Source organism: Pseudomonas cucumis (assembly GCF_030687935.1).
In the GTDB taxonomy this organism is placed as follows: Bacteria; Pseudomonadota; Gammaproteobacteria; order Pseudomonadales; family Pseudomonadaceae; genus Aquipseudomonas; species Aquipseudomonas cucumis.
Map to the genome: position 1 here is coordinate 2,704,410 of NZ_CP117454.1, position 20,861 is coordinate 2,725,270.

The 20,861-nt window shown below is 60.7% G+C and carries 18 protein-coding genes; 4 read left to right on the forward strand and 14 right to left on the reverse strand.

All coding sequences use genetic code 11. The features are described from left to right. Positions 1-87 precede the first annotated feature (87 nt). Positions 88-1,371 carry a Zn-dependent hydrolase gene (locus tag PSH97_RS12450; protein WP_305449430.1) on the forward strand — a complete coding sequence of 428 codons (1,284 nt, stop codon included), beginning with the start codon at positions 88-90 and terminating at the stop codon, positions 1,369-1,371. Between the two features lie 41 nt (positions 1,372-1,412). On the opposite strand, the gene PSH97_RS12455 is transcribed toward PSH97_RS12450, so the two are convergent. Both PSH97_RS12455 and PSH97_RS12460 read right to left on the reverse strand, forming a co-directional pair. Then, a complete protein-coding gene (locus PSH97_RS12455) occupies positions 1,413-1,826 on the reverse strand; it encodes a DUF6691 family protein (protein ID WP_052964169.1) in 414 nt (137 codons plus the stop codon). A gap of 2 nt (positions 1,827-1,828) precedes the next feature. Next, complete coding sequence (locus tag PSH97_RS12460; protein ID WP_305449431.1) at positions 1,829-2,263, reverse strand: YeeE/YedE family protein; 435 nt, start codon at positions 2,261-2,263, stop codon at positions 1,829-1,831. Positions 2,264-2,432: 169 nt separating this feature from the next. On the opposite strand from PSH97_RS12460, the gene PSH97_RS12465 reads away from it, so the two are divergent. Together PSH97_RS12465 and PSH97_RS12470 are read left to right on the forward strand one after the other, a co-directional pair. Then, positions 2,433-3,929 carry a helix-turn-helix transcriptional regulator gene (locus PSH97_RS12465; RefSeq protein ID WP_305449432.1) on the forward strand — a complete coding sequence of 499 codons (1,497 nt, stop codon included), beginning with the start codon at positions 2,433-2,435 and terminating at the stop codon, positions 3,927-3,929. A 195-nt stretch (positions 3,930-4,124) separates the two neighbouring features. Beyond that, positions 4,125-4,379: a DUF1652 domain-containing protein gene (locus PSH97_RS12470; RefSeq protein WP_305449433.1), complete on the forward strand. Its 255-nt coding sequence runs from the start codon at positions 4,125-4,127 to the stop codon at positions 4,377-4,379. Positions 4,380-4,784: 405 nt separating this feature from the next. Here PSH97_RS12470 and PSH97_RS12475 read toward each other — a convergent pair whose 3' ends face one another. The 3 genes from PSH97_RS12475 to PSH97_RS12485 all read right to left on the reverse strand — a co-directional run bounded on the left by PSH97_RS12475 (position 4,785) and on the right by PSH97_RS12485 (position 8,031). Beyond that, a complete protein-coding gene (locus PSH97_RS12475) occupies positions 4,785-5,900 on the reverse strand; it encodes a Gfo/Idh/MocA family protein (protein ID WP_305449434.1) in 1,116 nt (371 codons plus the stop codon). 257 nt (positions 5,901-6,157) lie between these two features. After that, positions 6,158-6,925: an SDR family oxidoreductase gene (locus PSH97_RS12480; protein ID WP_305449435.1), complete on the reverse strand. Its 768-nt coding sequence runs from the start codon at positions 6,923-6,925 to the stop codon at positions 6,158-6,160. A gap of 38 nt (positions 6,926-6,963) precedes the next feature. Next, positions 6,964-8,031: a phosphotransferase family protein gene (locus PSH97_RS12485; protein WP_305449436.1), complete on the reverse strand. Its 1,068-nt coding sequence runs from the start codon at positions 8,029-8,031 to the stop codon at positions 6,964-6,966. A 191-nt stretch (positions 8,032-8,222) separates the two neighbouring features. On the opposite strand from PSH97_RS12485, the gene PSH97_RS12490 reads away from it, so the two are divergent. Further along, positions 8,223-8,618, forward strand: coding sequence for a DUF4280 domain-containing protein (locus PSH97_RS12490; protein ID WP_007899527.1), 396 nt, complete (start codon positions 8,223-8,225; stop codon positions 8,616-8,618). 188 nt (positions 8,619-8,806) lie between these two features. On the opposite strand, the gene PSH97_RS12495 is transcribed toward PSH97_RS12490, so the two are convergent. The 9 genes from PSH97_RS12495 to tssC form a co-directional block, all read right to left on the reverse strand. Beyond that, the gene (locus PSH97_RS12495) at positions 8,807-9,349 is read right to left on the reverse strand and encodes a toxin-antitoxin system YwqK family antitoxin (protein ID WP_305449437.1); all 543 of its coding nucleotides are present in this window, start codon (positions 9,347-9,349) and stop codon (positions 8,807-8,809) included. 12 nt (positions 9,350-9,361) lie between these two features. Next, positions 9,362-11,371, reverse strand: a complete 2,010-nt coding sequence (gene tssI / locus PSH97_RS12500; RefSeq protein WP_305449438.1) for a type VI secretion system Vgr family protein — start codon at positions 11,369-11,371, stop codon at positions 9,362-9,364. A 48-nt stretch (positions 11,372-11,419) separates the two neighbouring features. Further along, complete coding sequence (locus PSH97_RS12505) at positions 11,420-12,871, reverse strand: hypothetical protein (RefSeq protein WP_305449439.1); 1,452 nt, start codon at positions 12,869-12,871, stop codon at positions 11,420-11,422. Between the two features lie 140 nt (positions 12,872-13,011). Beyond that, positions 13,012-15,555: a type VI secretion system ATPase TssH gene (tssH, locus tag PSH97_RS12510; RefSeq protein WP_305449440.1), complete on the reverse strand. Its 2,544-nt coding sequence runs from the start codon at positions 15,553-15,555 to the stop codon at positions 13,012-13,014. A 2-nt stretch (positions 15,556-15,557) separates the two neighbouring features. Further along, positions 15,558-16,583 carry a type VI secretion system baseplate subunit TssG gene (gene tssG, locus PSH97_RS12515; RefSeq protein ID WP_305449441.1) on the reverse strand — a complete coding sequence of 342 codons (1,026 nt, stop codon included), beginning with the start codon at positions 16,581-16,583 and terminating at the stop codon, positions 15,558-15,560. Continuing rightward, on the reverse strand, positions 16,547-18,340 hold the full coding sequence (gene tssF / locus PSH97_RS12520; RefSeq protein WP_305449442.1) for a type VI secretion system baseplate subunit TssF: 1,794 nt from the start codon (positions 18,338-18,340) through the stop codon (positions 16,547-16,549). Before tssF ends, tssG begins: the two co-directional genes overlap by 37 nt. Next, complete coding sequence (tssE, locus tag PSH97_RS12525; RefSeq protein ID WP_305449443.1) at positions 18,324-18,767, reverse strand: type VI secretion system baseplate subunit TssE; 444 nt, start codon at positions 18,765-18,767, stop codon at positions 18,324-18,326. Before tssE ends, tssF begins: the two co-directional genes overlap by 17 nt. Before the next feature lie 15 nt (positions 18,768-18,782). Continuing rightward, complete coding sequence (locus tag PSH97_RS12530; RefSeq protein ID WP_038984147.1) at positions 18,783-19,286, reverse strand: Hcp family type VI secretion system effector; 504 nt, start codon at positions 19,284-19,286, stop codon at positions 18,783-18,785. Positions 19,287-19,361: 75 nt separating this feature from the next. Next, positions 19,362-20,849, reverse strand: coding sequence for a type VI secretion system contractile sheath large subunit (gene tssC, locus PSH97_RS12535; RefSeq protein ID WP_305449444.1), 1,488 nt, complete (start codon positions 20,847-20,849; stop codon positions 19,362-19,364). Positions 20,850-20,861: the final 12 nt, after the last annotated feature.

The window sequence follows — 20,861 nt, forward strand, 5'->3', positions numbered from 1 at the left end:
GCGTCCCAGAAGCGGACGCAGAGCGTCCACGGATGAGTTCCCACGCGGAGCGTGGGAACTATCAGAAGAAAAACTGAGGAGATCACCATGAACGCTGCCCTAGACGTTCTGCAGTCCACCCATCAGCACATCAACCGCGACCGTCTGTGGCAGTCGCTCATGGATCTGGCCAAACTCGGTGCCACGGTCAAGGGCGGTGTCTGCCGATTGGCCCTGACCGACCTCGATCGCCAGGCCCGGGACATTTTCGTGAACTGGTGCGAGGAAGCCGGCTGCACCGTCAGCATCGACGCCGTCGGCAATATCTTCGCCCGTCGTCCGGGGCGCAATCCGAACCTGCCGCCGGTGATGACCGGCAGCCACATCGACACCCAACCCACCGGTGGCAAGTTCGACGGCTGCTTCGGCGTGCTGGCCGGGGTCGAAGTCTTGCGCACCCTCAATGACCTGGGCGTGGAAACCGAAGCGCCGCTGGAAGTGGTGGTCTGGACCAACGAAGAAGGCTCGCGCTTCGCCCCCTGCATGATGGGCTCTGGCGTGTTCGCGGAAAAATTCACCCTCGAAGAAACCCTGGCCAAAGTCGATGCCGAGGGCGTGACCGTCGGCGAAGCCCTGAACGCCATTGGCTATGCCGGGCCGCGCAAAGTCAGTGGCCACGCCGTGGGTGCGTATTTCGAAGCGCACATCGAGCAAGGCCCGATTCTTGAGGACGAGCGCAAAACCATCGGCGTGGTGATGGGCGCCCTCGGGCAGAAATGGTTCGATCTGAAACTGCGCGGCGTCGAAGCCCACGCCGGCCCGACACCGATGCACCTGCGCAAGGATGCTCTGGTCGGCGCCTCGGTGATCGTCGGCGCGGTCAATCGCGCCGCCCTCGGCCATCAACCCCACGCGTGCGGCACCGTCGGCTGCCTGCAAGCCTACCCCGGTTCGCGCAACGTGATTCCCGGCGAAGTGCGCATGACCCTGGATTTCCGTCATCTGGAACCGGCACGCCTGGACTCGATGATCGCCGAAGTCCGCGAAGTCATCGAAACCACCTGTGAAGAACACGGCCTGACCTTCGAACTGACCCCCACCGCCGACTTCCCGCCGCTGTACTTCGACAAAGGCTGCGTCGAAGCGGTACGCGGCGCGGCTCAAGGGCTGGGTTTGTCGCACATGGACATCGTCAGCGGGGCAGGGCATGACGCGATCTTCCTCGCCGAACTCGGCCCGGCCGGGATGATCTTCGTGCCCTGCGAAGGCGGCATCAGCCACAACGAAATCGAAAACGCCGCACCCGATGACCTCGCTGCCGGGTGTGCGGTGTTGTTGCGGGCGATGCTGGCGGCTTCGGCTGCGATTGCCAGTGGCAAGCAAGCGGCTTGAGGCATCGATTGTTCGGTAGCCTCATTGGGTTGGCGGGATGCTCAACGGCGGGTTTGCAACGCTTTGAACATCAGCATCCCCGCCAGCATGGCGATGACGAACACCCAGGCCTGCCAGTGGCCGGTCGGTAGCAACACCAGCGCCGGGCCGGGGCAGATGCCGGCAATTCCCCAACCGACGCCGAAGAGCAGGCTGCCACCGATCAGGCGCCGATCCAGCTCACGGCTGATCGGCAACTGCATAGGTGCCCCCAACAAGGACGTCGGTTGTTTCATGGCCCAATGAAACGGCCCCCAGGCCACGGCAATGGCCCCGATCATGACCAGCGCCAATGAGGGATCCCACACGCCGGTAATGTCCAGAAAACCCAGCACTTTGGCCGGGTTTGCCATACCGGCCAGCAACAGGCCGATGCCGAACAGCAGGCCGGCGAGGAAAGCGGTCAGTTTGCGCATGCTCAATACCCCAGCAGATGACGCAGGACGAACACGGTTACGAAGCCGGCGAACATGAAGCTTAATGTCGCGGCAATGGAGCGCGGTGACAGGCGCGAGATACCGCACACGCCGTGGCCACTGGTGCATCCGGAGCCATAACGAGTGCCGACGCCGACGCACAATCCGGCGATGATCAGGCCCACGGCACCGGTTTTGAATTCGATGGCCGGCCACACATGAAACAACGCCCACAATAACGGCGCCGCCAATAGTCCGAGCAGGAACAGGGCTTTTTCGCCCCGCCCCGAATCATTGCCCTCAAGCAGACTGCCTAACAGCCCGCTGATTCCCGCAACCCGTCCATTGGCCACCACCATGACGCTGGCGGCCACACCGATCAGCGCCCCTCCCGCGAGGGCGGACCAGGGGGTGAAATGAAGAGAATCAAACACCATGGCAACTCTTCCAGATAATCAAAGAGCGGCACTAAACCACTCTTTCCTTATTGAGCATAGGGCTACTTTGGGAGGGCAGTGGGTGCCGGCTTTGCACTATCGCAAGCGTCTGCGGTCGTAATCTTCACTGGGCCGCGCGCAAAGGCGCCGCCGCAATTGTGGAGATCCAATGAGCCAGGACGTCCTGACCACCGAAACCAATCGCCGCCAGTTGCAGCAGATCATCGCCGGGCTGTCCGATGGGGTGATTTTGCTGGAGCTCGACCAGACGATCCTTTGGGCCAATGACGCCGCGCTGGCCATGCACGGTGTCAGTCGGATCGGTGATCTGGGCGCCAATGCCAGGGAGTACGCGAAGCGGTTTGCCTTGCGCTATCGCAACAATCACCCGGTGGCGACGGAGAATTATCCAATCAGCCGCGTGGCCCGCGGCGAGATGTTCAGCGATGTGCTGGTCGAGTTGACGCCAGTCGAAAACGATGAGCACACCTGGGTCCACAGCGTGCGCAGCATGGTGCTGGCCGACCGCGCCGGCGAGCCGGAGTCGTTGGTGCTGATCATGAACGACGTCACCGAATGGGCCAGCGCCGAGCAGCGTTTCGAAAAGACCTTCAATGCCAACCCGGCCCCGGCGGTGATCTGTCGCCTCAGCGATTTGCGCTACATCAAAGTCAATCAGGGCTTCCTGGAAATGACCGGCTATGCCCGTGATCAGGTGATCGGCGCTTCGACCTATGAGCTGGATGTGCTGGAGCGCGCTGAAAACAGGGATCTGGCCAAGCAGCGTTTGCGTGACGGCGCAACTATTCCGCAGATGCAGGCCGAACTGCAATTGCCCGACGGTGGCAGCAAACAGGTGATCGTTGCCGGGCAACCGCTTGAGTTCAACAACGAAGATTGCATGCTGTTTTCCTTCGTCGACATGGAGCTGCGGCACAAGGCCGAAATCGCCCTGCGCCAGAGCGAGGAGAGGTTCGCCAAAGCCTTTCGCCTCACCCCGGTGCCAATACTGGTGTGCAGTGCCGACGATCAAGTGGTGATGGACGTCAACGAAGCCTTTCTCGATACCCTCGCGTGCCCCAGTGAGGAGGTGCTCGGCAAGACCGTGGCGCAACTCGGCTTCATCGATGACGCGGGCGCTCGCACGCGCCTGTTTGCGGCCCTGGAGAAAACCGGGAGCGTGGATCGCGTCGATGTCAGGGTGCGCAGGAAGGATGCCGGGGTGATCGATTGCGCGGTCTCGGCGGACACCGTGAACATTCAGGACGGCTCTTGCTACCTGCTGGTGTTGATGGACATCACCGAGCGAAAACGCACCGAGCTGGAGTTGGTGTCGGCGATCGAAGAGGTCATGAAAGATGCGTCCTGGTTCAGCCGTACGCTGATCGAAAAACTCGCCAACGTGAAAAACGTCAATTCGCCGCAGTTGCCCAGTGTGTCGTTCACCGACCTGACCGCCCGGGAGCGTGATGTGCTCGGCCTGATTTGTGAAGGCCTGGCTGACAAGGAAATCGCCGCGCGCCTGAAACTGGCGCCTAATACCGTGCGCAATCATGTCTCGACGGTGTATTCCAAACTCGACGTGCACAGCCGCAGTGAGGCGATAGTCTGGGCCCGGGAGCGGGGATTGTTTTCCAGCGAGAGCCGACCGAGGGGGCTGCGTTAAGGTGCAAATGCACTAGTGGGGGTGGTGCAATTTCATGTGTTGATCGGGCGGGGCTTTTTCTAGGCTGTGAGGGTGCGAGACGTGGCTTGGGCCCGCTATCGCGTCCTCTTCGATGCAGCTATAGGAACAGCCACAAATGGGTGCGAACAGAACAAGCGGGCAGTCGATTCTGCGCCGTCGCCAAGGTGAGTCAGGATGAATTATCTGGCGCAATTACGTACGCAGCTGGAGCGCAGCTTTTCGCCGTTGGCCTGTGAGTGTGCGCTCACGGGGGATAATTCGTTGACGGTGAAGCTCTATCACCCGGCCACGGGGCAGGTGGATCTGGTGGTCAGTGGGTTGAGCGTGGCGACGCTCAGGACGCCGGAAGCGATGGCGGCGTTGATTGAGGAGTTGCGGTACGAGCTTGAGAGCATTGGTCTGCATCGGTCCAGTGCTAGTAGGCGCTGACTTGTCTCTCACGGATGGACCCCGATCCACTGCGGGAGCGGGCTTGCTCGCGATTTTCTGGCATTGGCGGGTGGCTGGGCTATAAGGAATGCGAGGTATTTCATTTCTGTGACGGGGCCGCGGGTGTGCGGTGTGGTTTTTGTGTCGCGGAAAATGTCGATTACTTACCGCGGGTCAGCCTATGAACAGTTTTGGGAAAAGTGTTTTTTCGCCACTGTCGCTCGCACTCTGCGCGGCGATTCTGGGTGGTTGCGCCAGCCCGCCACCTCCACCACCCGCTGCGCCGCCACCGCCACCGGTTCGTACCTGTCAGACCTCCGAAAACACCGAGGTGCACGGTGAGATGAGGGCTGAAGGGCAGGTGACCCGGACCACGACCCTGACCCGTTGCGTCACTCAGTAAGGTCAGACTTCTTCGATCCTGACCCACCGCGACTCTTGTGCCGCCAAACGAATCGCCGTCGCCAGGCGTTCGACTTCCCATGCCCGCTCGAAATCTGTCCCGTCCTGACCAAGGCCGGCTAGCGCCATCACCAACTCATGCACTTCCAGGGTCTTGAGTTCGTTGTAACCCAACTGATGCCCCGGCGCCGGGCTGAAGGCGGCGTAACCCGGTAAATCCGGCCCTGCCAGCAACCGTTGGAACCCGCCTTGCCCTGCGCGATACAGCCGCAGCTCATTCAAGCGTTCCTGATCGAACGCCAGGGTGCCCCGAGTGCCGCTGATTTCAAAACTCAGGTGATTCTTGTAACCGTGTTTGAGCCAACTGCTGCTGAACGTCCCCCGTGCGCCATTGGCGAACCGAAGCAACGCGTGGACCTGATCGTCGACCGCGACCTCGCGTTGCTCCTGGCCACCTGACGTTACGGGGCGTTGTACATGCACGGTCTGGGTATCCGCACACACCGCCTCGACGTCGCCCAGCAGATGACGGGCCATGGCCAGCAAGTGACTGCCCAGGTCCGCCAAGGCACCGCCGGCGTAATCGGCGTCACAGCGCCAAGACCAGGTTGATACGGGGTCGGCCATGAAGTCTTCGCTGAATTCGCCCTGGAAACTGATGATCTGCCCCAACGCGCCGCTTTGGATCAAATCTCGAGCCAGGCTGATGATCGGGTTGTGTTGGTAGTTGTAACCAACCCGCGTTACCACGCCTGCGGCTTTAGCAGCCAGACGCATCGCGCTGGCCTGTTCGAGGTTCACCGCCAGCGGTTTTTCGCAGTACACCGGCTTGCCGGCGGCGAGGGCGGCCATGGCCATGGGGTAGTGCAGATGGTTAGGGGTGGTGATAGCGACCAGGTTGACCTTGGGGTCATTGATCAGTTGTTTCCAGTCGCTATGAGCGGTATCGAAACCCCAGGCGTCGGCGCAATGTCGGGCGCGTTGCGGGTCGGCGTCGGCGAGGGCGGCGAGTTTGAGGTTCAGCGGCAATTCAAAAACGGCGCTGACATTGCGAAAGGCCAAGGCGTGGGCGCGGCCCATAAAACCTGTTCCGATGAGTCCGATACCGAGTTCGCGCATAGCCGGGTCCTTTGGTTTTTTATTTTCAGGAGGGCTATTTATGGAATAAATATTCCTTATTTGCAAATGGTGGAATTAAAATTCTTTCTCGTGATCGTTCCCACGCTCTGCGTGGGAATGCCTCAATGGACGCTCTGCGTCCGCTTTGGGACGCGGAGCGTCCCGGGCTGCATTCCCACGCGGAGCGTGGGAACGATCAATTAGGGCAAAAAAAGAAGGCAGCCCTAAGGCTGCCTTTGTTCATCCGGTAAATCGGATCAGGACAAGAACCCCCCATCCACATTCAACGAAACCCCAGTCGTGTAACTCGACGCATCACTCGCCAGGTACAACACCGCACCGGCCATTTCACTCGGATCCGCCACACGCTTGAGCGGAATCTGCTGCAGCGCCGTTTGCAATATGGCGTCGTTTTTCACCAGAGCCGAAGCAAACTTGGTGTCGGTCAGACCCGGCAGCAAGGCGTTGCAACGGATGCCGAATTGCGCGCATTCCTTGGCGAAGACTTTGGTCATGTTGATCACCGCTGCCTTGGTCACCGAGTAGATGCCCTGGAAGATCCCTGGCGAAATACCATTGATCGAGGCGACGTTGATGATGCTGCCACCGCCGTGCTCGCGCATCAGCTTGCCGGCTTCCACCGACATGAAGAAATAGCCGCGAATGTTCACGTCGACGGTTTTCTGGAAGGCGCTGAGGTCGGTATCCAGTACGTTGCAGAACTGCGGGTTGGTCGCCGCGTTGTTGACCAGAATGTCCAGGCGCCCGAACTGTTCGCGGATGCCGGCGAAGACTTGGGTGATCTGCTCCATCTCACCAATGTGGCAGGCAATGGCGGTGGCTTTGCCGCCAGCGGCAATGATTGCGTCGGCAACATGCTGGCAACCGTCGAGCTTGCGGCTCGAAACGATGACGTGGGCACCTTGCTGCGCCAGCAGTTTGGCGATGGCTTCACCGATGCCGCGGCTGGCGCCGGAGACGAAAGCGATCTTGCCGTCGAGGTCGAACAACTGAGTCTTGGACATGATTTTTCCTTGTTTTTGGGCCCGGTCAGCGGCCGTGATCAGAGGCTGGATTTCGAGATGACTTGCAGGCTCATCTGCTCCAGCAGTTTGTTCATGTGAATGAACTGCGCGAAGCGTTTGTCCTGGGTCTGACCATGGAAGAAGCGGTAGTAGATCTGCTGCACGATGCCGGCCAGACGAAACAGGCCGTAGGTGTAGTAGAAGTCGAAATTGTCGATCTGGATGCCCGCGCGCTCGGCGTAGTAATCGACAAACTCGCGGCGGGTCAGCATGCCCGGAGCGTGGCTTGGCTGGCGGCGCATCAATTGCACCGGCGCCGGGTCGTCGGCTTCGATCCAGTAGGCGAGGGTGTTGCCCAGGTCCATCAGCGGGTCGCCGAGGGTGGTCAGTTCCCAATCCAGCACGCCGATGATCTGCATCGGGTTGTCGGGGTCGAGGATCACGTTGTCGAAGCGGTAATCGTTATGGACGATGCTCGACGTCGGGTGATCGGCCGGCATCTTGTCGTTGAGCCAGGCCTTCACCGCTTCCCACTTCGGTGCATCCGGGGTCAGGGCTTTTTCGTAGCGATCGCTCCAGCCTTTGATTTGCCGCGCGACATAACCTTCGGGTTTGCCGAGGTCGCCCAGGCCATAGGCCTTGTAGTCGACCTGGTGCAGTTCCACGAACTTGTCGATGAAGCTTTTGCACAGGGCTTCGGTCTTCGCTGAATCAAGGCCCAGTTCCGGCGGAAGTTCGGAGCGCAGGATGATGCCCTTGACCCGTTCCATCACATAAAACTCGGCGCCGATCACTGACTCGTCGGTGCAGTGCACATAGGCTTTGGGGCAATAGGGGAAGCCGTCCCGCAGCTGATTGAGAATGCGGAATTCGCGGCCCATGTCGTGGGCGGACTTGGCCTTGTGGCCGAACGGTGGCCGACGCAGGACGAATTCCTGTTCGGGGTATTCCAGCAGGTAAGTCAGGTTCGACGCCCCGCCCGGAAACTGGCTGATTTTCGGTAAGCCGCTCAGGCCCGGAATGTGCGCCTTGAGGTACGGATCGATCAGGCTGGCATCGAGTTCTTCGCCGGAGCGGATACGGGTGGACTGGTCAGTAAGCGCCATGCTTATCCCTTCTGCTTATTTTGGAGGCCAGACATCATTGGCTAATCTAATGGTGCGCCGGGGTGGCCACAAGCGCGGCACGGTCTTATAGGTTAGCGTGTTGCCGGATAATCAGCGTTCCTGATGTGCACGAACAGGCTCGGCGGACTATGGTTTCAGGGGAGCGCCGCTTTCCAGGAAGGAGATTCGACATGGGCTGTCCGCAAGTTTGCGCCACCGCGACCCTGCAATGCAGTTTCGGCGCGGCACCGGCGGTACTCAACGTGCTGCCAGTGAACCGCACACTGACCGGAGGCATGCCGGCGGCGAACATCATGGATCACATTCCGCTGGTGAACGTCATGCCGTTCGGCACGTGCATGAGCATGGCCAACCCGATGGTCGCTGCCGCCACCGCCGCGGCGCTTGGCGTACTGACGCCGATGCCCTGCATCCCGGCCACCGCCACCCCCTGGATTCCCGGCGGCGCGCCGACCCTGCTGCTGGGCGGCATGCCGGCCATTGATGCCAATAGCACCTTGATGTGCAACTGGGCCGGAGTGATCAAAATCGTGATGCCGGGGCAAATGCAGATGCTGATTCCCTGATCCACACAACCTCTGTAGCAGCTGGCGAAGCCTGCGTTCGGCGGCGCAGCCGTCGCAAACCCTGAATGCGGGGTATTCCTGGCACACCGAGGTAGCTGATTTCACGACGGCTTCGCCGCCGAACGCAGGCTTCGCCGCCGAACGCAGGCTTCGCCGCCGAACGCAGGCTTCGCCAGCTGCTACAGAACTTAGGCTTGAGCAGGATCGCTCCAGCGCCTGAACCACCAGCGCACTCGTGAGATCGGCTTGCCGTCGGCGTCCAATGGTCGTCCGTCGCTGGCGAAGCCCTGTTCCGGTTCCAGCAATTGACCGTTGAGATACCGAGCCTCGACGGCCGGCTTGCCGTTGGGATGAAAGCGTTGATAGCGCCCGTCGCGCACACCGTCGCGGTAAAACTCGACCTCCGCCAGTTGCCCATCGGGAAAATAATTGAACGCCTCGCCATGCAACAGCCCTCGGCGATAAGTCGCCTTGCGCTGCAGATTGCCTTCGGGGGCATAGAAACTGGCAACCCCCTGCAGCTTGTCACGCACAAACGGCAACTGCGCCGAGACCTTGCCATTGGGGTGGTAGAGCAGGGTAGTGCCTTGCAGCTCGCCTCGGTTGTAGTGCAAATCAGCCTGTGCGCGCCCGTCATCCTTGATGTGCAGCGCACCGTCGAGCTGGCCATCGAGCAAGCGCCCTTTGAGCTGTTTATCGTTCTGCTGCAAATCCAGCGGCGTGATGGCCATGGGTTCTCCTCGTCAGTTGACCTGCACCAGACCACCCTTGATGGTCAGCATGCCGCCGCCATCCACGGTCTGCGAGGCAGCGCCCTTGTTGGTCAGGCTGATCCCGGCATCGTTGGTCATTGTCGTGCCGGCCTTGTTCTCCAGTGAGGTGCCGGCCTGATTGCTCAGTGAGGTGCCGGCCTTTTGGCTGATCGAGGTGCTGGCCTCGGCCGCCAGATCCGCGCCGCTCTTGATCGTGAAACTGCCGCCGCTTTGCAGGGTCAGGGTGCCGGTCACTTTGATGGTCAGGTTGCCGTCCACCGTCAGGCTGTAATCACCGGTGACCTTGTGCGTGTAGTTGCCACCGGTGCTGTGGGTCTGGTCTGCGCCCACGGTCACCGTGCGACTGTCCTTCACATCGAGAGTGTCGCTCCCCGTCTGGATGGTCACGCTGCGTTTGCCTTTCTCCAGGGTTACGGTCTCGTCGCCTTCTTTTACCGTGCGGGTGCGAGCGTTCTGCACGGTCAGGGTTTCGTCGTGGCCGACGGTGGCGGTGGTGTCGTTGAGCACGTTGATCTTCAGATCTTTCTGCGCCTGGAGAAATACTTCTTCAGCGTCCTTCTTGTCCTCGAATCGCAGCTCGTTGAAACCACCGCCGCCCTTGGACGATTGGGTCTTGATCCCGGATTGGGTCTGATTCGCCGGCAGTGCATAGGGCAGGGCGTTGTCGCCGTTGTAGACGCAACCGGTCACCAGCGGTCGGTCCGGGTCGCCGTCGATAAAGGTCACGATGACTTCCTGGCCGATGCGCGGCACGAACTGCATGCCGAAACCCTTGCCGCTCCAGGGCAACACCACACGGACCCAGCAGGAACTGGCTTCGTCGTTCTTGCCATCGCGATCCCACGGGAACTGCAACTTGATGCGGCCGTACTCGTCGGTCCAGATTTCTTCGCCCGACTTGCCGACGACGATGGCGGTCTGGGTGTGCATTCGTGGCTTCAGCGTGGTTCGTTGCGGGCGGAACGCCGTTGCCTTGGGGATGGCTTCGAAGCGGTTGCGATAACTGTCATGGCTGGCTTCGTGAGTGACCGCCGTCACCACCCAATCGATATTCAACGTTGAGTCATCGTGCCCGGCGAGGGTGAACCAGTGCCCCGGCACCAGCCAGCGGCAATCGCTTTCACCGACAAAACGCTTCTCCTGACTGCGCAATCCATCGACCCGCTGCTTGGTCAGCGCATCCCCCCGAGCCTTGGCGTTGTAGCCACCCGGGTGCTCGTACATCGAGCGTGGTCCGGCCACCGCTTCGGCTTGACCGTAGAGAGATGTGGACGGGGTGGTGAACTCGTAATCCGTCGCCCGATAGACACCGGCCACCGCTTGCACGCAGACCTGCCCGGAGCGAATACCGTGCAGTTCACGTTCGCCCAACTGCTGGCCGAGATAATTCACCTTGGGTCCATTGGGGATCGGCACGAAGGCATCGTTGCTGTCTCCCAGCACCAGCGTGTGCTTGCCGTCCTCGTGGGTGAAGAACCAGAAAATCCCTTCTTCTTCCAGCAACCGCGAGACGAAAGCGAAATCGGTTTCGCCGTACTGCACGCAGTATTCGCGTGGGGTGTAAGTGCCGCTGAGCTTCAGCAGGAAATCGGTAAAACCGTGGGCCTTGAAAATCGTGGTGACGATGTCCGAGGTGCTGAGGTTCTGGAACACACGGTTGTTGCTGGCCAGGGTCAGCCACCACAGCCATGGTCTTAAAACAAGCTGATAACGCTCGGCGGTGGCGTCGGCGGGGAGTTGGCGGATTTCTGCGACCAGCGCGTCCATTGGACGGGTCAGGGCGTCGTTGTGCAGGGTGGTAGTGACGTGGGTGGCGACGGCGGTAGTCAGGGTGAGCGAGGCGCCATCGTTGAGGCCGTTGAGGATTTGCGAGCCGAGTTGGTTGAGGGCCTCTTCGCCAGAAAGGGATTCAGGGTACAGCGCCGACAGTGAGGCGGCGGTGAGGGAGAGGCTGGTGGTGGCATCGACGGAGCGGGGCATCAAGTAGCCTCAGGTGGTCAATGAATCAGCATTCTTGGCGCGGCGGTATCAACTAAGCTTAAGTCCGGCCAATGAGCAGCGTTCATCTATTGAAGTGTCCGATATGAAACTGATTCTCGACTTGATAAGGTTGTAGAAGTCGCGTTTGCTGAGGCCGAATACCTCAGTGCTACCCTTGGTTTTTCTGCTGCGGGCCATGATGGTCCGAATCACAAGATCGTTGATTTGATTGGCCGATAACTCGTCAAACATTAAGGTGAACAATACGGCTAATTGGTTGGCGTCTGCCAGATTTATGTTGGTGTTGTTTTCAGTAATGGCATATTCCTGATAGGTGTTCTGATAGTTGAGTGTCAGGCGCTGTTTGATGGGAATATAGTGGTTCAGGGCAGAAATACTGGCCACCACCACGGCGATACCATCGGGAACTTGAGCATTCCAGGGTAAATGGGCCATGGGTGCCGGTTTCTTTTTAGTGGGAACCGCTTTTCCTGAAGTAGGATTGACTGTCATGGCGGTGAAGTTGTAAGTGGCAGCACCAACAATCATCACTCCGTTGTCGCTGGTGCCCAGTGCCAAAACACTTTTGTATTGCGTGCCTAATGCACCGCTGGCGTCGAGGATAGGAGAAAGGTCATCCCTGATGTCTGGGTCCATTACCTGATAGATATGATCCGTAACAGTAGGGTTGTCGTCCCCGCCTAATGAATAAATGAACTGATCGGCGATATAACAAAAATCTTCGTCTTTGACGTGTATATGCAACCGTTCACCAACATATTCGACCTCGGTAACCTCTTTTAATAGCTGCAGGTTATGAGTTTCGCAAAGCTTGATGATCTTTGCATTCCTGGCCCCAGGCAGTACTGCTCCCGTGAATTCTGAGCCGCCGGGACGGGCAAACCAGTTCATCTTTGGCGAGTATTTGCTGGCAATATCGACCACCCAGGCGGCGGTGGCGCTACCGCCGTAGATAGCGCGGTCAATATTGGGAACATGTTGCTCCTCGTCTTCAAGAAATTCGATACCTTCGATAACTTGTGAGTAATCAATACCGGGCGCAGGTGTTCCTGTTATTTTGGGCGGTTTACGTTGGGCGCCAATGCCGGTAGCAATCACTATTTTTTCAACGATTAAGGCATGCGAGGTATCAAACCAGGCGACGTAATTTCCTGGTTGGGTGAGTGACTTGGATATCCGCCGTACCTTGCGTGAAGGATTGTGACCGTAGCGGCTACCTTTGACGATTTCACTGACGCCTTGCTGAAAAACACCTGAGGAGAGGAAGTTGTCCAGGCTCATTTCACCATTGGCAACCGTGAACGACGGGGGTGGAGAACCCGGTAAGTGCAGGAGGTGAGCGGGCTGGCCCATGGGGTGTTCTACGAGTTTTGCCCATAGTCCATCCTCACCGACAACTACAGTTTTATAGCCGTCGGATGAGGTGTTCAGGAACACTGCAGCGGAAACGCCTGCGCCTATTATCAGTCGGGTCGGCATGATGACTTACCTCATATTGGCTGCACTACCTTCATCGAAAAATAACCAGCACGGCACATGGCAACTGCTTCCTCTGCTGTGCGACATCTTCGGGTTTACACTTTGCTCCTGTTTACACAAGAGAGTCAGTCGTCCGGGACTCACTCCAACACCCACTCCGCCAACTTCCCCGTCACCTGCGTCATCAACACATTCTCGACATCCCTCGCACCCGCCGCACTGCACTTGGCCAACACCGCCTGCACAATCCCGGCATCGAACTCAAACTGCTTCCCGGTCGCAGCCTTATACCGTCCGCGCAACTTCTCCAGTTTCGCCAACACAATCCCTTCCAGCGTCGCCTCATCCAGCGGCCGATACGCCACCACCGTCATACGCGCCAGAAACGCTGGCCGAAACGCTTTTAGCAGGACTTTGTGCAATGTTTCGTTGAAGGCATCGGTGCCCAGTTGCGCGACCGGTGTGTCGAGCAGCAACTCAGCCCCGACGTTGCTGGTAGCCAACATCACAGTGTTTTTGAAATCCACCACCAACCCGGTGCCGTCTTCCATGACGCCTTTGTCGAAGACGTTGTAAAAGGCTTCGAGCACATCCGGGTGGGCCTTTTCGATTTCGTCGAGCAACACCACTGAATAGGGTTTGCGCCGCACTGCTTCGGTGAGCACGCCACCGCTGCCGTAACCGACGTAGCCGGGCGGGGCGCCTTTGAGTTGGCTGACGGTGTGGGCTTCCTGGTATTCGGAAAGGTTGATGCTGATCAGGTTGCGTTCGCCACCGTAGAGCGCGTCGGCCAACGCATAAGCGGTTTCGGTTTTGCCCACGCCGGTGGGGCCGACCAGCAGGAATACGCCGACCGGTTTTTGTGGGTCGGTGAGGCCGGCGCGGTAGGCTTGCAGGCGTTGGGCGATGGTGTTCAGCGCGGTGCTTTGGCCCATGACCCGTTGGCCCATGCGCTGGCCGAGGGTGCGTACGGCGTGGGCTTCGTCGGCGAGCATCTTGCCTACGGGTATGCCGGTCCAGCCGGCGATCACGGCGGCCACGGTTTTTGCGTCGACCTGTTCCGGCACCAGCGGATCGTCCTGGCGAATGGCGTCCAGTCCGGCCTCGAGTCGTACCAGTTCGGCGGCCAGATGATCGATGCGGCTGTCGGTGGCTTCGTCCGGTTTGTCGTTGTCGGCGCGTTCGCTCAAGGTGAGTAATTCGCGGCGGGTTTCCAGCAGTTCGCGCACGGCGATCCGTTCTTCGTTCCAGCGAATTTCCAGGTCGCGAATGGCTTGCACATTACCCACGGATTCGGTTTCCAGCAGGGTGATGCGTTCCCGGTGATCGAGCCCGGTGGCCTGTTCGCGGCGCAGGCGTTCGACTTCGTCTTTGAGGCTTTGCTGGCGATGGCGCAGGCTTTCCAGCGGTGGCGGTACGTCGTGCTGGCCGAGAGCGACCCGGGCGCAGGCGGTGTCGAGTACGCTGATGGCTTTGTCCGGCAGCTGGCGCCCGGAGATGTAGCGATGGGACAGTTTCACCGCTTCGTGGATCGCTGCGTCCAGCACCTGCACGCCGTGGTGCTGTTCCAGTTTCGCGGCCACGCCACGGAGCATTTCCACGGCAGAGGTTTCGTCTGGCTCCTCGACTTGCACCAACTGAAAACGCCGGGCCAGGGCCGGGTCTTTCTCGAAATATTTTTTGTACTCAAGCCAGGTAGTCGCGGCCAGGGTGCGCAACTCGCCACGGGCCAGCGCCGGTTTGAGCAGGTTGGCCGCGTCGCTGCCGCCTTCCGCGCCGCCAGCGCCGATCAGGGTGTGGGCTTCGTCGATGAATAGAATGATCGGTTTATCGGCGCTGCGCACCGCGTCAATCACACCTTTGAGCCGCTGTTCGAACTCGCCTTTGACCCCGGCCCCGGCCTGCAACAAACCGAGGTCGAGTACCCGCAGACTGACTTCCTGCAGCGACGGCGGCACATCGCCGGCGGCAATGCGCAGGGCCAGGCCTTCGACCACAGCTGTCTTGCCCACGCCCGGCGCGCCCACCAAGATCGGGTTGTTCTGCCGACGCCTGAGCAGAATGTCGATGCACTGGCGAATCTCGCCGTCGCGGCCGACGATGGGGTCGATGCGCCCGGCATGGGCGTCGGCGGTCAGGTCCTGGGTGAACTGATCGAGCACCGAATCCTGTTTCGGCTGCGGCTTGCCGGCATTGACAGGCCGCGTGCCGCCGACGTGTTCACGTGAGTTTTCGGTCCATTCCAGCAGGTTGCTGCGCAAGGCTTCCCGCGGAATTTTCAACAGCGACGAGGCGCTATTGAGCAGCAGGCTGCGGCGCTCGTCGCGGTCGAGCAAGGCCAGCAACAGCAAGCCGGAGCGAATGCTTTCGAGGCCGAGCACGCTGGCCTGAACCACTGCGTCTTCGAGCAGGCCGATGGTGTGCGCCGAGAGCGCCGGGGTGCGGGTGCTGCCGGATTTGAACAGTTCCAGGGCCTTGTTGATTTCCGCCGTCAGGGCATCGCGCTCCAAACCGAAGCGCGGCAGCAGGTAGGCGAAGTCGCCGCCATCGATGTCCAGCAGTTCAAGCAGCAGATGCTCGATTTCGACGTAATGATGACCCCGTTGCAGGCAGCGCTGCGCGGCTCGTTCGAGGGCGCGGCGGTTGTCCGGGTTGAGGCGTCCGATCAGGCTGGCCAGTTCCATGTTCAGGTGATCTCCAGCTGACGAAGGCGGGTTTCGATCCGTTGCACGGCGAGGCTGGTCTGGCGTTGCAAGCCGCCGTTCCAACTGAGCAAGGGCGGGGCTTGGCGACCAAGTTTCATTGGGCTGGCACCACGCACCAACAGCACCAGCGTGCAATCCAGATCGGGGCCGAAATACAACGCGCTGAGGCTGGCCAGTGCTGGATGGGATTCGCCGTCCGGAAGAAATCGCGCCGCCTGCGCCGAGGTCAGCGGGCCGAGGGTCAGGCGGATGCCGGCGTGTTCATCCCAGACTCGGGTGCCGGCCACGGCGCTGCGGCCCAGTTGCAGATTGCGCCCGCCCGGTTGCAGACGGCTGCGACTGGCCGGCGGAATTTCCCGCCAGGCACCTTCATAGGCGCTGAGTGCGACCGGCAGTTCGAAATGCTCGCGCACGATCGCGGCGAAACCGGCGAGGGAGCGACGCCCGTCGGCAAACAGCGCGCTGCACGCCAGCACGGCGGAATCGGGGACGGCCTGACGTTCCTGCAAGGCTTTGGGCAGCAGCCCGGTCAGCGCGCGAAGTTGCGCCTGCACCGGGGACGCGCCGGGGGCGGTGAAGCCGACAGCAATCCGGTGTTTGCGCATCACCTTGTACAGCAGGCTGAGCAAGCGATGCTGGAACAAATCGAGGAACTCGGCCGGTGCATGGTCCTTGGCGCGGGCCCGTTGTTGCAGCCATTCCTGATAGGCGTAGGGCAGGGGACCGTCGGGCCCGCCGAGGCCAAACACCGGAGTACTCAGCGTCGGTTGCTGGCCGGGTTCCTGGGTCAGGCTTTCGATCTCGCTGGCGGAAAAAAGCGGCGTCAACGGCCCGCGCAGGCGTAGGGCTTCTGCTTGGGGCGCGGTGCCGCTGCCCAGGGATTCGGCTTGCGGGTGTTCGCGCTCCAGCAACAGCAACGCCTGCAACAACTCGAACGCCTGCGGGTCGCGCCGCAGCTTCTGGCTCAGGCTCAGAGGGACAGCGGCATGCCGGCTTGGGGTTGCCATGTCTTGACCTCCTTGTCTGACTGGACCAGGACCGTGCGTACAAAGCGATTGGCCGTGGCATAGAGTGAAAAGAACTGTGCCAGCACCGCTGAAAACAACACGGCGCTGCTGCCGACGAAATGCTGCGGATCGAGTTGCAGCTGAACTTCCAGCCCGTTGCGCCAACCGCGCCAGGCGTCTTCGCCGACATGGGCGATCACCCGTTCGCAGCCGAGACTTAACAAACCGTCGATCTGCCGCAGGGCGCTGGCCTCGTCACGCAGGTTGTGCAACTGGAGGATTTCCTTAAGGGCTTCCAGCGCCTGTGGCCCCTCGACCAGCGACAAATGATTGAGGGTCAGTTGCGACACCAGCCGCCAGCGCGATTCGCCGTCCAGACGCGGCAAGCTTTGCGGACTGGGTGGGTTGCGCAGACGAGCCCAGGCCACAGGCCCTGGTCGTTCAAAACCCAGTGGCGTCCCGGCCGGCAGGCTCTGGGCCAGATGCCTGTTGGTACACAGCAGTTCGGTGGTGAGGCTGTATTCGCTGGCCTCGGTCAATGGATCGAGCCGGGTATCCACCAGACTCACCATCAGGTCGGTGCCCAGCCGATTCGGGGTCATGCCACTGACCCGTCGTGCATGCCAATAGCATTGCTTTTCACCGCCGATATGCTGGCTGCCGTAATAGGCGGGAACGCGCAGCACACCCTGACTGGAGCTGGCGCGCATCGCCCGGATGCTGTGGATCTCGACGCTGTTTTCCCGATGACTGTCGGCGACCAGGCGGTACTCGCTGCGGGTGCCGTCCGGGCGCAGGGGCTCCGAGGTTCGCGGAAACAGATTGATCACCGGCGCACAGCCCAAGGCGAAGTCGCTGGCCTGAAGGTGCAGACGGTTGGCCGGGGCGCGGTCGAAGACGATGTACAGGTACAGCGTCTGGCTGTCGCTGGTGGCACCGGCCAACGGGATATCGAAGAAATTGAATTTGTCCGGGAAGGCAAAGTATTCGGCGAGCAGTCGCATGCCCGGATGCACACCGTCCTCGTCCGGCAACAGCACTTCGTCGCTGGCGAAACCGACGATATCTGGCAGCCCCGCCAACACTTTCGGCACGCTACCAACGGGTCCGGCCAGCACCTTCACGGCGTGGGCGCCGAGCAGGTCATACAGGCAGGCGTTGATCACCGGGGAGGCGGCCAGATGCACGCGCAACTGTTTGATCGCCAACTCCGACCACTGGCTTTCGCCGAGGCAACGCAGGCTCAGGCGCAGGGCCGAGCGCGCTTGCGCAACACCGGTCAGGGCCTGGGCTTCGTCGCTGCCCAGCAGCAGCGCTTCATTGATTTCCAGCGGCCACAATCGAACCGCGGCGCTGGTGCGAAAATGGATGCTTTCGCCTTTGCTGGTGGTGACGAACAGCGGCGTGTCCCGTGGCAGCGGGTAGCCGCCGGCGAGGTTGCCTTTGCTCGGATCCGGCTCGAACTGCACGATCGCGCAGGACGGCAACGGTCGCATGGCCAGCGGGTAAAGCTGTTCGAGCAAGGCATCGCTGAATTCGGCGTAGTCGTCATCGAGCCGCCGTTGCAGGCGTGCTGCGAGCAAGGCGAAACCTTCGAGCAGTCGTTCGACATGCGGGTCGGGGCATTCACCGGGGGACAGTTCCAGGCGTCTGGCGACCTTGGGGTAACGCTCGGCAAAAATGCTTCCGGCGTGCCGCAGCCAAGTCAGTTCGCGCTGGTAGTAATCGAGCAGTTGCGGGTCAATCGAGTCGCTCATGACGCACCTCAAGGCCATCGCTGACCTTCTCGATGACAAATGCCACGGGCCAGTGCTGCTGGCCACTGCGCAACTCGCCCAGTAGCCGAATGCTCAGTTGCTGCGGATGACCGGGGACCGGATTGACCTGAACTTCGCCCAGTTGCAGGCGCGGTTCGAAATGGGTGATGGCCTCGCGGACTTCCCGCGCCAACTGACGACGGTCATCGCTGCGCTGCTGTTGCAAGGCGGTCCAGTCAGCGATGCCGTAGTCGAGAATGCTCGGCGGGATGGTCAGTGGGCGTTGGCCGCGTCGGGTATTGAACAGGCGCAGCAACTCCGTGTGCACCGAGTCGAGCAGCCCCTGGCGATCGAACACCTGCACGGTGTCGACCTCGCTTGCGGCGAGGCGCTCGAACAACGGTGGGAGAATGCCGGTGCCTGCCATGGCCGACGCGTCCGTTTACTTGGCTTTGATGAGTTTGTTGGCGGCCATGTCCCAGGTCGAGGCGGCCGTGCCTTCCTTGGTGCCGTCGTCTTTCTGGGCGGTGAGTTCCCACTTGATCTTGGTGAAGTTCAGCGACAGGGTTTCCACCGGTTTGCCACCGGTACCGCCACTGACGCTGACGTTGGACAGCACGACGTTGGTCAGGGTGTAGATGATGAACGGCATCAACTGACCGCTGCCTTCGGCGGCGTTGCGGCCGATGGTGATTTTGGCTTCCGGGATCGGTTTGCCGGCGCAGCAATATTCGTTGAGGGAGGGCGTCGAGCTGTCGACGAATTTGGTCAGAGTGAACTCGCCGATGTGCGGCTTGCCGGAGGTACGCTCCGAGTTGCTGACGTCGTTGGTCACCTGCATCGCCACGTTGTGGCTGTAGGACATGACTTCGATCTTGTCCTTGTAACCCTCGAGCAGGCTATCGCCTTTGATGTCGCCGCCGAGGTCGAGAATAATTGCATCCATCGCATGAAACTCCTGAAAGTAATCGTGCTAGACAAGCAGGGGAATCCCGCCGGGTTGGCCCCGGCGGGAGGTAGGTCAGGCGGCTACCGGTGGTGGCAGGGTCGCGACCAGGCGGATCGACGCGGTCAGCTCTTCAAGCTGGAAGTGTGGCCGCAGGAACACCGTGGCCTTGTAGGCACCCGGTTTGCCGGCCACCTCGGTCACATCCACCCGGGCTTCACGCAACGGGTACTGCGCCTTGATCTCTTGCGGCGCGTTGTCGTTGATCAGCACATAATCGGCGATCCAGTTATTGAGGTAGGTCTGCACGTTGTCGCGGGTCATAAAACTGCCGACCTTGTCGCGCATGATCACCTTCAGGTAGTGCGCGAAACGCGAGGCCGCGAGCACGTACGGCAGCATCGCCGAAATCCGCGCGTTGGCATTCGCCTCGTTGGTGTTGTAGAGCTTGGACTTGTTGGTGGTCTGGCCGCCGAAGAACACTGCCACGTCACTGTTTTTCTTGTGGCACAGGGCGATGAAACCGAGGTCGTTGAGCTCTTTCTCACGACGGTCGGTGATCGCCACTTCGGTCGGGCATTTGAGCGACAGATCGCCAGAGGTGGTACGGAAGGTATGGGCCGGCAATCCTTCTACTGCACCGCCGCCTTCGGCACCGCGAATCGCCGCGCACCAGCCGTACTTGGCGAAGGCTTCGGTGATTCGTTGCGACAAGGCCCACGCGGCATTGCCCCACAGGTATTTGCCGTGGTCGCTGCCGTTGACGTCTTCGACGTAGTTGATGCCTTCCACCGGTGACGTGTCAGGGCCGTAGGGCAGACGCAGCAGGAAGTGCGGCAGCACCAGCGAGACGTAGCGCGAATCTTCGCTTTCGCGGAACGAGCGCCACTTGATCAGCTCCTGGCTTTCGAACACTTTCGACAGATCACGCGGTACGGCCAGTTCGGTGAAGCTGTTCATGTCGAACAGCCGAGGGCTGGCGGCGGCAATGAACGGCGCGTGAGCGGCCGCCGCGACGTTCGAGAGCTTCTCCAGCAGGCCGATGTCCTGCGGGTGCCGGCCGAAGGTGTAGTCACCCACCAGCAGGCTGAACGGGTGGCCGCCGAAGGTGCCGTATTCCTCTTCGTAGATCTTCTTGAACAGTGCGCTCTGGTCAAACTCGACGGCTTTTTCCAAGTCGTTCTGCAGCTCTTTCTGGGTCACGTTCAGCAACCGCAATTTCAGCCGGGAGCTGGTCTCGGTGTTCTTCACCAACAGGTGCAGGCCGCGCCAGGAAGCTTCGAGTTTTTGCAGGTCCGGGTGGTGCAACACTTCGTTGAGCTGAGCGCTGATCAGCTCGTCGATCTGGCTGATGCGGTCGTTGATCATCGCCACGGTGTCCTTGTCGATGGCCATGCCTTCGTCAAGGACCTGGGTGGCGAATTCCGCGAGCATGTCGCGGGCGTAATCTTGCTGGCTGTCGTCATGGGCCATGCGGCCTTTGGCGATTATTTCATCGAGCAGAGACAAGGTCTGGGCTGTACTGTCGTTGGCTTGGCTCTGGGCGGCGGATGAGGCGGGCATGGCGAATTCTCC

Coding starts and splice junctions, on each gene's coding strand:
- PSH97_RS12505 (WP_305449439.1), bottom strand. CDS start 12,871: ATGCCGACCCGACTGATAATAGGCGCAGGCGTTTCCGCTGCAGTGTTC.
- tssE (WP_305449443.1), bottom strand. CDS start 18,767: ATGGCAGGCACCGGCATTCTCCCACCGTTGTTCGAGCGCCTCGCCGCA.
- PSH97_RS12530 (WP_038984147.1), bottom strand. CDS start 19,286: ATGGATGCAATTATTCTCGACCTCGGCGGCGACATCAAAGGCGATAGC.
- tssG (WP_305449441.1), bottom strand. CDS start 16,583: ATGGCAACCCCAAGCCGGCATGCCGCTGTCCCTCTGAGCCTGAGCCAG.
- tssC (WP_305449444.1), bottom strand. CDS start 20,849: ATGCCCGCCTCATCCGCCGCCCAGAGCCAAGCCAACGACAGTACAGCC.
- PSH97_RS12495 (WP_305449437.1), bottom strand. CDS start 9,349: ATGGCCATCACGCCGCTGGATTTGCAGCAGAACGATAAACAGCTCAAA.
- PSH97_RS12480 (WP_305449435.1), bottom strand. CDS start 6,925: ATGTCCAAGACTCAGTTGTTCGACCTCGACGGCAAGATCGCTTTCGTC.
- PSH97_RS12450 (WP_305449430.1), top strand. CDS start 88: ATGAACGCTGCCCTAGACGTTCTGCAGTCCACCCATCAGCACATCAAC.
- PSH97_RS12490 (WP_007899527.1), top strand. CDS start 8,223: ATGGGCTGTCCGCAAGTTTGCGCCACCGCGACCCTGCAATGCAGTTTC.
- tssI (WP_305449438.1), bottom strand. CDS start 11,371: ATGCCCCGCTCCGTCGATGCCACCACCAGCCTCTCCCTCACCGCCGCC.
- PSH97_RS12455 (WP_052964169.1), bottom strand. CDS start 1,826: ATGCGCAAACTGACCGCTTTCCTCGCCGGCCTGCTGTTCGGCATCGGC.
- PSH97_RS12460 (WP_305449431.1), bottom strand. CDS start 2,263: ATGGTGTTTGATTCTCTTCATTTCACCCCCTGGTCCGCCCTCGCGGGA.
- PSH97_RS12485 (WP_305449436.1), bottom strand. CDS start 8,031: ATGGCGCTTACTGACCAGTCCACCCGTATCCGCTCCGGCGAAGAACTC.
- tssF (WP_305449442.1), bottom strand. CDS start 18,340: ATGAGCGACTCGATTGACCCGCAACTGCTCGATTACTACCAGCGCGAA.
- PSH97_RS12475 (WP_305449434.1), bottom strand. CDS start 5,900: ATGCGCGAACTCGGTATCGGACTCATCGGAACAGGTTTTATGGGCCGC.
- tssH (WP_305449440.1), bottom strand. CDS start 15,555: ATGGAACTGGCCAGCCTGATCGGACGCCTCAACCCGGACAACCGCCGC.
- PSH97_RS12465 (WP_305449432.1), top strand. CDS start 2,433: ATGAGCCAGGACGTCCTGACCACCGAAACCAATCGCCGCCAGTTGCAG.
- PSH97_RS12470 (WP_305449433.1), top strand. CDS start 4,125: ATGAATTATCTGGCGCAATTACGTACGCAGCTGGAGCGCAGCTTTTCG.